Source organism: Kitasatospora sp. UYEF31 (assembly GCF_057291755.1).
In genome coordinates this window covers 70,218-83,986 of the sequence record NZ_JBXAWK010000010.1, presented here as the reverse complement: position 1 = coordinate 83,986, position 13,769 = coordinate 70,218, and the positions used below count along the sequence as shown (strand labels likewise).

Here is a 13,769-nt window from a genome sequence, read left to right as displayed (position 1 = left end):
CGGGTGCGTGGAAGCCACCGGCGAGGGGGAGGCCCCGGGTCAGCCGAGCTTGAGCCCCTCCCGCCGCCCCGTCCGCACGCTGCGCAGGTCCTCGAGCATCGTGAGGCATTCGCGGGCCGCGTCGAGTTCGAAGTCCTGGAAGGTGGCCACGGCCACGTCGGTGCTGTCCGCGGACGCCTCGACGACAAGGCGGCCGTCCGGGCCGAACACGGCACTGTGCCCGTCGGCGTCGCCCTGCCCGGTCTTGCCGACGTGGTTGGCGCCCACGGTGTAACAGGTGTTCTCCAGCGCCCGGGTGGCCAGGTAGAGCCCGCCGCGGTGGCGGCCGTCACCCTGGATGGTCAGGCCGCTGCAGAGGTAGGCGTCGCACCCGTCGAGGACGGCGGCCCGGACGTGTTCGGGGAAACTCATGTCGTAGCCGATGCCGAGGCCGAGCCGCCAGCCGCCGACCTCCACCGTGCAGCCGTGGACGCCGGGCCGGAACAGGCCGCGTTCGTCCGCGCCGGGGTGCTGTTTGTCGTAGGCGATGTGCGGCTCGCCGTCCCGCCCGATGACCACGGTGGAGTTGGTGCGGTCGCCGCCCTGCCGGACGTACGCGCCGACGACCACCACCGTGCGGGAGGTGTAGCAGGCACCCGACAGTTCGTCGAGGCGCGGGTCGCCGGGGATGATCGCGCTGTCCCGCGGTCCGTCGCGCAGCAGTTCGAGGTCGCAGCCGGAGAGGAAGAGCTCGGGGAGGATCACCACGTCCGCGCCGACGGTCGCGGCGAGCCGGACCAGACGGGACGCGGTGGCCACATTCGTGGCCACATCCCCGGGCACCGCCTCCGCCTGGGCCACGGCGGCATTCAGCGGAGGACGCGCCTCATGGCGGCGTGGGTCCAGGACGTCGTCGTCGTCGGTCACGGGCGCATTCTGACACCGGTGACCTGGATCACACTAGTGCTGTGCCGGATGGATCTTCCGGCGCATTCCCCGCCGGGCCTCAGGACGAGCCCCCGGTGACTTCGCAAAGCGGGGCAATATCCCACCCCGTAAAGGACGGTGCGCCGAAAGATCCATTCCTGACACGGGTTCAGCTGGTGTGCAGCGGGTTGCGCACCGTCCCGTGCACGGCGGCGTGCGGGCGCATCGGACGGTCCCGGTAGCCGTCGAGCAGCAATCGGTTGCGGTTCAGGCACAGGCGCTCGACGCGCGGGGTGAGCAGGTCGAACATCGCGTGCCGGTCGGTGAGTTCACTGAAGCGGTCCTGCTGGTCGAGGATCTCTTCGCGGACCATCGCCCAGAACTCCGTCTGGGTGATCCCGAACTGCCGGTCGCACAGTTCGGCGAGGTAGCGGTAGTGACCGACGAACAGCCCTGCGTGGATGAACTGACAGAGGGCTTCCGGGCGTTCGCGCAACAGGACGTCCGCGACCCCGGCGGGCATGCCGTCGAGTTCGGGCAGCGCCTTGGCACTCACGTTGACGTCGTCGACGAAGTCCTTGACCGCCAGTCGCACAGGCGCGTCAGTGTCGTCGTACACGATGATCACGTTCTCGCCCTGCGGGGAGAACACGATTCCGTAGCGGTAGAGGAAGTGCAGCAGCGGCGGCAGCATCACATGGAACAGCCGACGCAGCCACTGGCGGGCCCCCAGGCCCGAGCGGTCCACGAGTTCCGCGATGAGCGGGCGTCCCTCGGGGTCGACTTGGAGAAGGGCGGCGAGCGTACGGGCCCGCTCCCCGGATTCGAGCCGGGGCTCCAGCGGGTCACGCCAGATGACCCCCAGCAACTCCCGGTACTGGTACGGCACTCCGGGAAGTTCTTCGAGAACCGGGTGACGGACCGTCACCGATGCTGTCTCGCCGAGCAGCACGACCCGGCATTCGTCGCGCAGGAACGGGTCTGCGTCCCTGAGGTCGAGCAGCCACTTCGTGACCGCGGGCGCGGCCAGCGTGCGCTCGGTCGGCAGACCGCGCCACACCAGGGTGTTGAGCACCGACAGTGGAAGTTTCACCGTACGACGGTTTGGTTCGTCGATGTCCAGGAAGGTGCGGACCGACTGCTGCGGGAGGTAACGGTCAGGTGCGGGGCCGAGCTTGACGATGCGTTCGGCCGCGATGTCCGGGGCGAACAGGGTCTCGATGGTCTCCGTCCACTGCCACGGGTGCACCGGCAGCCACAGGAAGTCGCCGGGGTCCAGGCCGCGCGTGGACAGCACCGAGCGGAACCGCAGCCGGGTGTCGGTGTCGAGTTCGGCGGTGTAGAGCCGCTCAGCGGTCAGACCGGGCACGCCGCGGAACTCCGCGCGGTCGCGGTGCACCGCGATCCAGTCGAGGCGCATCGGCTTGCGCGCCTCGGGTGCGTAGAGCTGAACATCCGCGGCGGAGAACCCGACCCGGCCCTTGTTGGGGACGATCCACGGATGGCCCGTCTGATGGCCTTCGAGTTCGGCGTACGGGAGTTCGGCCAGCCGGGCGGCGGGGATCGCGCCGTCGGCGAGCCGCACATCGGCCGCGAGTGTCGCGGTCAGTTCACGGACGAGGTGCCCGGCGGTGTCGCCGGACAGGCCCAGCGCGCTGTACGCGTCCAGGAGGAACCGCAGCGGATCCCACGCCACGTCCTCCTCGCGGTCCTTACCGGAGCCGAACACCCGGCGCAGCGACTGCGTTTCGACGTGCCAGGTGTCGTAGGCCCCGCGCTTGGCCCGGAAGCGGTAGCGGACTTCGCCGGGGAGGTCGACCCGCCACGCGTCGGCCCCACCCTCCGGGTCGGCGACCAGCAGGAGGAGTTCCTCGTACGCGAATTCGCCGATCGTCTTGGCGAGCAGCGCGCGCCCCGCGCTGCGCCAGGCCGCTTCCGCGGACTGTCCGGTGCGGTGCTGCCTGGCTCCGGGGACCTTCGGGTCGACCCGTTCTACGGGGTGGGGCAGGGACACGGCGGTACTCCTGGGAATGGTCGGGGTGGTCGTCGCCGCGGTGTCCGGCGTCAGTCCGTAGCGAAGCGCAGGACAGACGTAAGAGGACACCGCTCGGTGAAGCACAGTCATTGGGCCGCGGGCAGCGCGAGCGCCGGGCCCCGGGCGGGTGTCCGCAGGTCGGCGGGGGCCAGGCCGAAGGTGGTGAACGCGGCGCGGTCCGGCATCCGGTAGACGGTCCTGCCGCACACCGCGTTGAGGATCAGCGCGGCCCGGTGCGCGCCCAGTCCGAGGTCCGGGGTGCCGACACCGTGGGTGTGGTGTTCGGCGTTCTGGACGTACAGTCCCGCGCCGACCGACGGGTCGAGGGTCACCCGGTGGTCCAGACCGGTCTGCAGGCGCCCGCGGTGGTCGGTCCTGACGTACGGGAGGAGCGGGTCGAGGACTGCGGGGCGGCGTGGGGCGTAGCCGGTGGCGCAGACGACCTTGTCGGTCAGCACCTGGAAGCCGCGGCCCTGCCCGGTGTGCAGGCAGCCCAGTTCGACGCCGTCTGCGCAGTGGCGGGCCGTACTGACGCTGACGTGGGGCATCAGCGTGGCGCGGACGCGTTTCCCGCCGATGCCGCGTTCGTACAGTTCCCGGTGGATGTCGGCGATCGTCCCGCCGCTGACCGCCTTGTGCACCTGCCACTGGCCGGGCAGCAACCGGTCGCGGGTCTCGGCCGACAGCCCGTGGAAGTGCCGGGTGTAGTCGGGGGTGAAGTGCTCCCGGCCGAGTTTTGAGTTCTCCACAGGCGCGAAGGCCGGGGAGCGGGTGAGCCAGGTGAGGCGTCCGTTGTCCGGCCTTCGACGCAGCAGGTCGAGGAACACCTCGGCGCCGGACTGCCCGGAGCCGATGACAGTGACGTCGCCGGCCCCGGTGAGGTCGTCCCGGTGGTGCAGGTAGTCCGCGGCGTGCAGGACGTCCTCGCCCAGGAGCGGGGCGAGCGGCTGCGGCACGACGGCTTCGGTGCCGAGCCCCAGGACGACGTTCCGGGCGTACGCGACGCCGGCCCGCTCCTGGGTGACGTCGTAGTAGTGCACGTGGTAGACCGCCGTCGACGGGTTCCATTCGACGCGGTCGACGTATGTGCCGAACCGGCAGGACGGCAGGGATTCGGCCACCCACCGGCAGTAGTGGTCGTATTCGCGGCGCGGCACCTGGAAGCGCTCGGCGAAGTAGAACGGGAACAGCCGGTCGTGGACCCGCAGGTAGTTGAGGAAGGTCCAGGGGCTGGTCGGGTCGACCATCGTGGTGAGGTCGGCGAGGAACGGCACCTGGAGCGCGGTGCCCTCGATGAGGAGGCCCGGGTGCCACTGGAATTCGGGAGTCCGTTCGAGGAACAGCGTGCGCAGCCCGGCGACCCGGTCGGCGAGGGCGGCCAGTGCCAGGTTGGACGGGCCGACGCCGATACCGACCAGGTCGTACGTGGGGACTGCCGGGTCCCGGGGGGCCGGGACGGGGGTCAGGGGGGTCACCGGTGCGGCGCTCCTGGGGTCCGGTCCCTGACCATCAGCTCGGCGGTCCGGCCCGGGAGTCCGGGCTCCCCGACACTGTGGAAGCCCGCGGTGCGGAACGCGGCGACGGTCGTGCGGTCGAGCACGTCGGGTCCGGCGACGACGCGGGTGGCGTCGGGGTCCGCGCGCAGTACGAGGTCCGAGACGACGCGCAGGAGTGCCGGGGCCAGGCCCGGCCCCCGCCTGGCCGCCGGGCCGACGAGCAGGCGGATTCCGGCGTCGCGGTACCGGGCCTGGTAGTGCGCGGCCAGCGGGTCTAGGTCCGCGCGGTACAGCTCCCAGTAGCTCACCGGTTCGTCGTCCAGGCAGCCGAGGTAGGCCGCGCTGTGGGTGAGGCGGGCCTGCCGGGCGAGGTGGTCGCGGGTGATGTCGGACGGTCCCGCCAGGTCCCACCAGCGGGCCGTGGCGGGGTCGTTCATCCACGTGTACAGCATCGGCAGGTCGCGTTTGACGACGACCTCGTGGAGGGAGAAGCGGCCGAACGGCAGGATGACCGAGCCCCAGCGGGCGGCCTCGGCCAGCGGGCCGGCCACGGTGTCGCGGCTGGGGGCACGGCTGAGGTCGCGGCCGGGCTCGCGGCTCGGCGGGACGGCCCGTGCCGGTGCGGTGGTGGCGGGGCGGGCGATCGCGGGGGACAGCATGAGGGGGACCTCCGTACTCGAGGGGTTCGATCAGTCGCCGGGTGGCTGCTCCGGTCAGTAATGCGTCGGCTCGCCGCGGTCACGACACGAGCCCTGCCGGGAATCCGCCCGGCGGTTTCACACGAACGGGTTCCGCGCGCGCACGTACACCGACTGTCCGTCGACCGGGCCGACCAGTTCGTCGAGGCCGCGCAGTCGGGTCATCAGGTTGCCTTTGCAGTGCAGTTCGTGTTCCTTCAGCAGCTTGTGCGCGGCTCCGGACCGGTCCGCGTACTCCTCCAGGAGGCTCCGGGCGTGCCCGATCAGCACACTTTCGGCCACCAGGCCCTGCGCGCCGAACGCGCCGATCAGCCCGAGCAGGTTGTTGACGCCGAGGTAGTAGGCGAGGCGTTCGTCGGCGGTCCCGTCGGGCACGACGGTGTCGCTGGCCCGTCCGGCGCCCGGCAGCCTCCGGTCGAGGTCGGCGCGACGGGAGGCACGGAAGTAGTAGCCCTGGTTGTCCCGGTAGCGTCCGCCGCACGGCAGGCCGTGGGCGTCGAGCAGGACGAGGGTGTTCTGCTGGTGGGCCGCCAGGGCGATGCCCGCGTGGACGTCGAGCCACAGGACGGGTTCGGCGACGTGGGTGAGGTAGCGGTCGAACCACTCCTCCGCGGCGGCGGCCACCGGGCGTCCGTGGCGCTCGGCGTAGGTCCGGATCAGCCGGGCGAGCTGTGAGGGGCCCAGCCCGGGCCGCTCGGCGACCAGGCCGGCCAGGCAGGCGACCGACTCCCGGTAGTCGAAAGGATTCTGGCGGAGCATCAGCTCGAATCCGGACTCGGCCCGCCCGAGATCGCCCTCCTGCGGCGGCGCGTCCACTGTGATCCACGCGGGGTCGCTGACGATACCGAAGCCCGGGTGTGCCTCCTTGAGTTCGGCTCGCAGGCCCGCTTCGAGGAGCCGGTGCACCTCCAGGCCGCGGATCAGCTCCTTGCGCAGGTTCTCGCGCTTGGAGTTGGTGATCTGCAGGCCCAGGGAGAGCTTGAGCATCACGGGCGCGCCGGGGCGGTAGACCGTGCGCACCGACGAGGTCGGCGACCACTCAGGGCCGCCGGGGCCGAGATCGCGCAACATGCCGGTGCGCAGGAGCGCGGCGATTTCCGGACGGTACGTCAACTGCCGCGCCTGCCAAGGGTGGGCGGGGATGAGCAGCATGCCGTCGGGAGCTTCGGCCCCGTCGGCGAGTTCGAGCAGGATCTGCGAAGCACTCTGTTTCAGCGCACTGCGTTCGCTGACCAGGTCGGGCGCGACGGCGAACCAGTGCAACGGGAATGAACCACGCAACTCCGGTGAATACGCCGCCGCTTCCGCGTCAGTGAACTGGCCGCGGCTCTTGGGCGTCGGATGGCAGGGGTGGCCCAGCAGCAGAGATTGTTCGGCGGCCAGGAACGGTGTGCCGCCCTGCGGGTCGGCGGGGTGCGCGCGGCGGTGCCGGATGTGCGCGGCGGTCCGCCGGACCGAGTCGGCGACCCTGGCCACGGTGTCGGCTCCGCCACCGTCGGCCGAGACCTCGCGGGCGAGCAGCGCGGCCAGGGTGACGACGTCGAGGTCCGCGCCGGTCTCCGCGACGACGGGCCGCCCCAGGCGGTGCCAGCCGGCCGCCGACCAGTAGTGGACCGGTACTTCGATCGTGACGCCGGTGGTGAGCAGGCCCAGGCGCAGCACATCCCCGTCGGGCCGGGGCAGGTCGGCTTCGCGGACCCAGCAGCGCAGGAGGCTTTCGGTCGCCGCGGCGTCGGCGGCGACTTCCGGGTCGGGGTCGTCCAGCGCGTCGGGGACCGTGAACGGGTTCGGCCCGTCCGGCGGTTCCGCGGCCGAGCGGCAGTTGCCCCGGGGGCCGGGCAGCAGGCCCGTGTCCACCGCTACCGGCCCCATGACCGGTTCGGCACTGTCAGGACCGGCGGGCTTCATCGGTTCTCCTCTGTGGACTGTTCGTACGCGTCAACTCGTCCGGCTGTGCTGATTCTTCGGCCCGGCCCGCCTCGACGACGGCGCCCAGGAGTGCCTCGACGTCGGCTTCGGTCGCGTGCGGGTTGAGCAACGTGAGTTTCAGCCGTACGGAACCGGGCCCGGACCCCAGTTCCGTCCGGCCGACGACGGCCCGGCCCGCGTGGAGGAGCCGGTTGCGCAGCGCGATGTTGACCCGGTCGGATGCCGTACGGTCGGCGGGCACGTAGCGGAACACCACGCTGGTGAGCACCGGTTCGGCGGTGAGTTCGAGACGGTTGTCGGCTACAACGGCCACCGCCGCGTGTCCGGCCAGGTCGTGGCAGCGGTCGACCAGCTCCCCCAGGCCGCGCCGCCCGAGGGCCCGCAGGGTCACCGCGATCTTGAAGCAGTCGGGCCGCCGGGTCGTCCGCGGCGAAGACCCCAGCAGGCTGGGGTGCTCTTCATCCGTGTTGAGATAGGCCACCCTGCGTTCCAGCGGGGCGAAAAGAGCTGGATCGCGTACGAGGAACACCCCGGCGGCGGCCGGTTGCCAGCCGAGTTTGTGCAAGTCCAGGCTGACCGAGTCGGCCTGGTCGATCCCCGCCAGCAAAGGCGCGAGCCGCTCGGAGAACAGGGCCCCGCCGCCGTACGCGGCGTCCACGTGGATCCAGGCCCCGTACGCGCGGGCGATCCCGGCGATCGGGCCCAGCGGGTCGACCGCGCCCAGGTCGGTGGTGCCGGCCGTGGCGACCACCGCGAGCACCCGCTCGCCGGTCGCTTCGATGTGGCGGCAGGCTGCTTCCAGGGCGGCGGGCTGCATCCGGTGGTCGGGCCCCGTCGGCACGGTGACCACCGCGTCCTCGCCGAGCCCCAGGCTGAGCCCGAGAAAACCCGCCGCGCGCTTGACGGAGAAGTGGGCCGCCTGCGAGCAGAGCACCCGACTGCCCTGCGGGGGCTTCGGAATCCGGGCGGCGCCGTCGCCGGAACGGGCCTGGTGTTCCCGGGCCAGGAGCAGCCCGAGCTGGTTGGATTCCGTACCGCCCGTGGTGACGGTGCCGCCGCCGCGGCCGGCGCCGAACACCAGCCCGGCCAGCGCCCCGACCACCTCTGTTTCGAAGACCGAGGCTGCCGGCGCCTGGTCCCAGGAGTCGAGGGACTGGTTGAGCGCCGAGGCCACCAGGTCGGCGGCCACCGCCACGGCCAGCGGCGGGCAGTGCAGGTGCCCGGCGCAGTGCGGGTCGGCCGGGTCGGCGGCACCGGCCGCCAGCGCGCGGCTGAGCACGCCCAGGGCCTCGGCCGCGCCCACACCCTCCACCGGCAGGGTCTCCCCCAGTGCCTTGGTCACCGCGGCGGTGACGGCCGCCGGACCCCCGGACGGCAGCGGTCCGCCGCGTTCGGCGGCTCCGTCGGCGAGTCCGGACAAGGCGATGCTCAGCAGGCCGCCGAGGCGCTGGGCGTCGGTGGCGAGAACTGTGTCCGCGTTGACGGGTGCTGCCACTTGAGGCCTGTTACCGGAGAACGGGATCTCCTCAGGCCCGGTCACGCGCATTCCGCGGCGACCGTGGTGCGCTCGGCGGCGGCGACTGCTGCGGCCAGGCGTTCGAGGACGGCGTCAGCTTGCGTGTGAGTCATCGTCAAGGGCGGCAGCAGGCGCACCACCGAGGCGTACGGGCCCCCGAGTTCGATGATCAGGCCGCGGTTCAGGGCCTCATGGCGGATCGCCGCGGCGAGGCCGGGGGCGGGTGGTCGCGCTCCGTCCGGGCCCGGGCCCGAGTCAGGTTCGACGATCTCCACGCCGAGCATCAGGCCGCGGCCGCGCACGTCCCCGACGCAGGCCGTACGGCTCATCAGGTCGTCGAGGCCGCCCCGCAGGCGCAGTCCGGTCGCGGCGGCGTGGGCGACCAGACCGTTGCCCTGGATGAACCGGATCGTCGCGGCACCAGCCGCCATCGCCGGCTGGTTGCCCCGGAAAGTGTCCGCGTGCGGGCCGGGCCACCGGATGTCCAGCTCCTCGCGGTAGACGACCACCGCGAGCGGCAGGCTGCCGCCGACCGCCTTGGAGATGACCATGACGTCCGGGACGATGCCGCTGTGCCCGACGGCCCACATGGCGCCCGTACGCCCGAGGCCGGTCTGCACCTCGTCGACGATCAGTGGGACGCCGCGCCCGGCTGTGAGCGCCCGCATCGTCCGCAGCCATTCGTCAGGAGCCGGGACCACGCCGCCTCCACCCTGGACGGCCTCCAGGATCATCCCGGCGGGCAGCGGCACACCGGACCCCGGAGCGCCGAGCGCGGACTCAGCCTGCCGGACCGCGAGCCGGTGCCCTTCCGCGCCGCCGACCCCGAACGGACAGCGGTACGGGTGCGGGTAGGGCAGCCGCAGCACCTCACCGGCACTCCCCCCTGCGGCCGCACGGAAGGCGGTGTCGCCACTGACCGCCAGGGACCCGGCGGTCATCCCGTGGTACGCGCCGGTGAAGGCGGCGATGGGGGAACGGCCGGTCGCGGTGCGCACGAGTTCCAGCGCGGCCTCGACCGCGTCCGTCCCGGCGGGGCCGCAGAACTGGATGCGGCCGTTCTCCGCCAGTTCGCGGGGCAGCGTCGGGAACAGCGCCTCGACGAACTCGTCCCTGACCAGAGTCGCCGCGTCGGGCACCTGCAGCGGAGCCCCGACGTCGAGCCCCGCGCGGATCGCTTCGAGCACCACCGGATGGTTGTGGCCGAGCGCGAGGGCCCCGGCCCCGGAGAGGCAGTCCAGATAGCGCGTGCCGTCGGCGGCCTCGACGGTCATGCCCCTGGCGCGCACCGGCACGATGGGCAGCGACCGGGCGTACGTCCTGGCAGCCGACTCACGGCTGCGCCGGCGGCGCAGGGCGGCCGCCGCGCCGCGGTCCCGCTCCCGGCCGTCCCGCTGCGGACCGACAGCGGCGGTCTCCAGACCTTCCCCGGAGCGAATCTGAGCCACCGTCATGGCGGGACCTCCATACGTGCGTACGCAGCCCGACCCGGAGCGAACCAGGGGACTTAGGCCAGGCTTACCTTAAAAAATGTGCCACAGAGACCAATTCTTCCGGGACTGTGCGTAGTGGGCGTACGCCGGAACAGGCCCCGTCCTGCTTAACGAGCAACCCCGGCCGGGGTAATGCGCGCGGGTGAGCCTCATTTCAGCGCGCCTGAGGTTGCGGGCCCGGACACGCCAGCCGACCCGTACGACGTCTTGGTCCACTGCCGCCCAACCGCCCCCGGACAACACGAAAGACCCCCGCCCGGATGGGCAAGGGGCCTTTCGGGACGCTCGGATCAGTGCGCGGCGGTCTCGAACTTCGCCAGCTCCGCTGCGAGTTCAGCACCCACCCGGGCATGCAGCCAGGTGCCGGTCTCCCGGTGCTCCTCCACCAGCAGCTCACCGGTCGAGTGCACCTTGGCGACCAGGTCACCGCGGCTGTACGGGACAAGCACACGCACCTCGACGGCCGGGCGCGGCAACTCGTCGTCGATGAGCTGGAGCAGCTCGTCCAGACCCTGGCCCGTACGCGCCGACACGACGATCGCGTGCGGCTCGCGACGGAGCAGTCGCGCCAGGACCATCGGGTCGGCCGCGTCGGCCTTGTTGATGACCACGATCTCCGGCACCTGCGAGGCCTCCACCTCCGCGAACACCTCGCGGACCGAAGCCAGCTGGAGCTCCGGCTCGGGGTGCGAACCGTCGATCACGTGGAGGATCAGGGCCGCGTCGGCGACCTCTTCCAGGGTGGACCGGAACGCCTCGACCAGTTGGTGCGGCAGGTGCCGGACAAAACCGACCGTGTCGGCCAGGGTGTAGACCCGGCCTGACGGCGTCTCAGCCCGGCGCACGGTCGGGTCGAGGGTGGCGAACAGCGCGTTCTCCACCAGCACACCCGCACCGGTCAGCCGGTTCAGGATCGAGGACTTGCCCGCGTTGGTGTAACCCGCGATGGCCACCGACGGGATCGCATGACGCTTGCGCTCCTGCCGCTTGGTGTCGCGGGCCTTCTTCATCTCGACCAGCTCGCGACGCGCCTTGACCATCTTCTCGCGGATCCGGCGGCGGTCCGTCTCGATCTTGGTCTCACCCGGGCCGCGGGTGGCCATGCCACCACCACCGCCACTGCCGCCGGAAGCACCGCCACCGCCACCCATCTGCCGGGACAGCGAAGCGCCCCAGCCGCGCAGGCGCGGCAGCATGTACTGCATCTGGGCGAGCGAGACCTGGGCCTTGCCCTCCCTGGACTTCGCGTGTTGGGCGAAGATGTCCAGGATCAGGGCCGTACGGTCGACGACCTTGACCTTGACCACGTCTTCGAGCTGAATCAGCTGGCCCGGGGTGAGCTCACCGTCGCAGACGACGGTGTCGGCGCCGGTGGCCAGGACGATCTCGGCCAGCTCCAGCGCCTTGCCCTTGCCGAGGTAGGTTCCGGGGTCGGGTTTGTCACGACGCTGGATCACCGCGTCAAGCACTTCGGAGCCGGCCGTCTCGGCGAGCGCGGCCAGCTCCTTCATGGCGTTGTCCGCCTCCTCAGCCGTGCCGGAGGTCCAGACACCGACCAGCACGACGCGCTCCAGGCGCAGCTGGCGGTACTCGACCTCGGTGACGTCGGCGAGCTCGGTGGACAGCCCCGCGACGCGGCGCATCGACGTGCGGTCGGCGAGGTCCTGCTGGTCGCCGTCGTAACCGTCCTGGCCGGAGGTGTCCTGACCAGGCCCGTCGACGTCCGGTGCCGCGGGTCCGTCGAGGATTTCGTCGTACATCTCGTCGTTCGCGTCGTATCCGGGACGTCTCTCAGCGTGGGTCATTTCATCCTTAGGGCTGGTGTTCACGGTGACCGGAGTCGATCTTAAGAAGCGCAGTTGTCCGCTACTGCCATAGTGCCTCCGGCCTTCCCGATATTCCCATGCCGCCCCCGCCGTCGGCATCCGGGTTTTCCCCGGCCGCCCCGGGCGGGCCGTTCAGGAGGCCAGCACCTTGGCCTGGCCCGCGTCGGTGTGCACCCTGATCTTGTTCGGCGCGGACGGGTCCGTGGGCACCTTCAGCTCGGTGTTCCCGATGGACGAGGACAGGTCCACGGCGTATTTGGCGCTGCCCGGCACGCGTACGACAGCCTTGCCCGCCCCCGTCTCCGCCGTGAGGTTCAGCGGTGCGGAGCTGAAGGACATCTCCACGCTGCCCGCGTCAGTGCCGGCATAGGCGTTCTTGGCGGTGAGCGACCGCCCGTCGATCTGCCCCGCCTTCGTGTTGGCCTTGATGTCGCCCGACAGCCCGGTGAGGTAGACCTCGCCCGCGCTGGTCTTCACGTCGGCGGCGGTCCCGCGCGGCACGGTGATCTCGTAGCTGACGTAACAGGTGCCACCGTTCTTGCAGTCGTAGCCGAGGTCGAGGTTGTCGCCCTTGACGTCCTGACGGGTGGTGGGCTCGTCCTTGGAGTAGTGCTTCTTCTCCAGCACCTTGACGGTCTTCACGTCCTGCTCGGTGATCCGGACGCTGCCGGCGTCGGAACGCACGGTCACCTTCTTCACCGCCTGGGTGACCTCACTGGTGACATCGCGCCTGTGTTCGTCGTCGGTGCTGACGTTGACATCACAGCCCACCAGGAAGGCGGGTACGGCGAGTGCCGCTACAGCGATCAGGGCAAGACGCCGCTTGTGTGACGGACGCTGCGTGGACGGACGCTGTACGGACATGAGTGGTGCTCCCCCGTGGACTTCACGCCTCGGCCCCTTGGTGGCCGGATGGCTTCGACACGGTCAAAGCTAGTTTCGCGATCGTCTTCGCACGTCAGCCCACGGGCCGGTCAGGGTTCTCCTCCGCGGGGACGAATGAGCGGCGCGGTCCCCCACCCTCCAGCCAGGGTGGACCCTGACCCGCGGATGAGGGACCGGCCCGGGGGCTGGACGTACGGATGATCTTCAGCTCACTTCTTCATCTGCTTCTTGAAGTGCTCGAACGCTGCGTTCACCAGGGCGGAGAACTCCGTGAGCTCCGCGTCGTCCAGAACCGTGAAGGTCGCCGCGACCAGGGCATCGGTCAGGTCCTCGGCGGCGGCCCGACGGGCCTTGAGCTCGTCGGAGGCGGTGGGCAGGTCGCCCTGCCAGCCGTGCATGCGGATACGCCCCTCGGACTCGCCGTCGGCCACACCCGCGTCCAGTCGGCCGATCCGGTACGCGTCGACGGCGATGATGTGGAGGTCACCGCGCAGCTCGCGGAGTGTGGTGATGTGCTGCGCGACGGCGGCCGGAGCGTCCGCGGCGACGGGCTGGGCGCGGCAGCCGCTGTAGAGCGGGGCACGGGCACCCAGGTCGTTCGCGGTGATGATCTTCCCGGCGAGCTCGGCCAGACGTTCGACGCCGTCCAGGTCGGAGTAGGTCTTGCGGCCCCAGACGCGGTTGCCCTCGACGTACGCGAGGGCGGCCTTCTCCAGGGTTGTGGAAGCGACCGCACTCTCGTGGCCCCGCTCGATCATGCCGGGGACAAAGAAGTGGAACGCGTCCGCCACGGTGGCTGCGTCCACATTCCCCAGGACTCCGCCTCGTCCGGCGACGTAGAGCCCCAGGAAGTCGAGGCCGAGCTCCTCGCCGAGCGCGGCAGTGTCGGGGGCGAAGTAGAACTGCGAGCCGAGGGTGTGGATCGCCTTCTTGACTTCGGCGGCGGTGACGCGGGCGGTGGGGGTGTCGCTCATGGGGTTCAGCC

10 protein-coding genes are annotated in these 13,769 nt (G+C 71.2%); all 10 read right to left on the bottom strand.

Going from position 1 to position 13,769, the window contains the following annotated elements; translation table 11 throughout:
* Positions 1-39: 39 nt before the first annotated feature.
* The 10 genes from AC0Z36_RS07490 to AC0Z36_RS07445 all read right to left on the bottom strand — a co-directional run bounded on the left by AC0Z36_RS07490 (position 40) and on the right by AC0Z36_RS07445 (position 13,758).
* Complete coding sequence (locus tag AC0Z36_RS07490) at positions 40-906, bottom strand: carbon-nitrogen hydrolase family protein (protein ID WP_485461921.1); 867 nt, start codon at positions 904-906, stop codon at positions 40-42.
* Positions 907-1,075: 169 nt separating this feature from the next.
* Entirely contained in the window at positions 1,076-2,914 is a 1,839-nt protein-coding gene (locus AC0Z36_RS07485) for an IucA/IucC family protein (RefSeq protein ID WP_485461963.1), read from the bottom strand.
* Positions 2,915-3,027: 113 nt separating this feature from the next.
* Positions 3,028-4,416 (bottom strand): lysine N(6)-hydroxylase/L-ornithine N(5)-oxygenase family protein, encoded by a 1,389-nt coding sequence (locus tag AC0Z36_RS07480; protein ID WP_485461920.1) that lies wholly within the window; start codon positions 4,414-4,416, stop codon positions 3,028-3,030.
* Positions 4,413-5,096 carry a GNAT family N-acetyltransferase gene (locus tag AC0Z36_RS07475; protein WP_485461919.1) on the bottom strand — a complete coding sequence of 228 codons (684 nt, stop codon included), beginning with the start codon at positions 5,094-5,096 and terminating at the stop codon, positions 4,413-4,415. Before AC0Z36_RS07475 ends, AC0Z36_RS07480 begins: the two co-directional genes overlap by 4 nt.
* A gap of 117 nt (positions 5,097-5,213) precedes the next feature.
* Entirely contained in the window at positions 5,214-7,043 is a 1,830-nt protein-coding gene (locus AC0Z36_RS07470) for an IucA/IucC family protein (RefSeq protein WP_485461918.1), read from the bottom strand.
* A complete protein-coding gene (locus AC0Z36_RS07465; RefSeq protein ID WP_485461917.1) occupies positions 7,024-8,610 on the bottom strand; it encodes a pyridoxal phosphate-dependent decarboxylase family protein in 1,587 nt (528 codons plus the stop codon). Before AC0Z36_RS07465 ends, AC0Z36_RS07470 begins: the two co-directional genes overlap by 20 nt.
* Positions 8,601-10,034: a diaminobutyrate--2-oxoglutarate transaminase family protein gene (locus tag AC0Z36_RS07460; protein WP_485461916.1), complete on the bottom strand. Its 1,434-nt coding sequence runs from the start codon at positions 10,032-10,034 to the stop codon at positions 8,601-8,603. The genes AC0Z36_RS07465 and AC0Z36_RS07460 overlap by 10 nt, the downstream gene beginning before the upstream one ends.
* 329 nt (positions 10,035-10,363) lie before the next feature.
* On the bottom strand, positions 10,364-11,878 hold the full coding sequence (gene hflX / locus AC0Z36_RS07455) for a GTPase HflX (protein ID WP_485461915.1): 1,515 nt from the start codon (positions 11,876-11,878) through the stop codon (positions 10,364-10,366).
* 153 nt (positions 11,879-12,031) lie between these two features.
* Positions 12,032-12,763, bottom strand: a complete 732-nt coding sequence (locus AC0Z36_RS07450; RefSeq protein WP_485461914.1) for a DUF4097 family beta strand repeat-containing protein — start codon at positions 12,761-12,763, stop codon at positions 12,032-12,034.
* A gap of 230 nt (positions 12,764-12,993) precedes the next feature.
* On the bottom strand, positions 12,994-13,758 hold the full coding sequence (locus tag AC0Z36_RS07445) for an SCO6745 family protein (RefSeq protein ID WP_485461913.1): 765 nt from the start codon (positions 13,756-13,758) through the stop codon (positions 12,994-12,996).
* Between the last annotated feature and the right edge of the window lie 11 nt (positions 13,759-13,769).